This window comes from Streptococcus sp. HMSC077D04 (assembly GCF_001808785.1).
Classification (GTDB): Bacteria; Bacillota; Bacilli; order Lactobacillales; family Streptococcaceae; genus Streptococcus; species Streptococcus mitis_BX.
This window is the reverse complement of record NZ_KV794481.1, coordinates 2,385-3,067: the sequence shown is the minus strand read 5'-3', so window position 1 is coordinate 3,067 and position 683 is coordinate 2,385. Positions and strand designations below refer to the sequence as shown.

At 34.1% G+C, this 683-nt stretch carries 1 pseudogene; it reads left to right on the top strand.

Going from position 1 to position 683, the window contains the following annotated elements:
* Positions 1 to 683 (top strand): annotated as a pseudogene (locus tag HMPREF2701_RS01520) (helicase SNF2); the annotation flags it as partial.

Below are 683 nucleotides of genomic sequence, written 5' to 3'. Positions count from 1 at the left end.
GGTTCAGAATTGATGGCTACTTTAGATACTGTTACGGATTTTGTCCATCATGAAGAAAACTACAAACAACTACCACTGACACAAAAGCTGAAGATTATTACTCATTTTGATGAAGTAAAGGCTATAAGAGAAAAGTCTAAGCAAGTAGAGAAAGCAGTCTTACCTTTAGATAATATTGACCAGGTAGAAGAAAATGTGGAAGTTCATTCCCTATCTAAAGTAGATAAAATTGTAGAAGAAGCTTTGAGGGAATATCCAATCGGTTCACAAGTAAGTTATAAAGGACAAGTATTTCAGTTGGTTTCGATTGAAAATGCTCAGTTAAATGACTTGGTTCGCCTAGAACTATTCAGTGATTCCAACCAGTTATTTGAAGAGAATCCTATCTTATACTTGAACAGTTTGGCAGAGATTGAACAAGTATTGTCTCATGTAGAACTTGAAAAAGAAGATTCAGAGATTGAGATGGATTCATCAAGTGAAAATCAGGAAATAGATTTGTTTTCCTACCTGGAAGAAGATAATGAAAAGGAAAAGGATAAGGAAACAAAACCTTTAATTTCAGGTATAGAAGAGACGGATGTTACTGTTCAAGATTTTGTTTTTCCAGATGACTTAGAGGACTTTTATCCTAAGACAAATCGAGAAAAGATTGAAACGAATATCGCCGCAATTGAACTTGT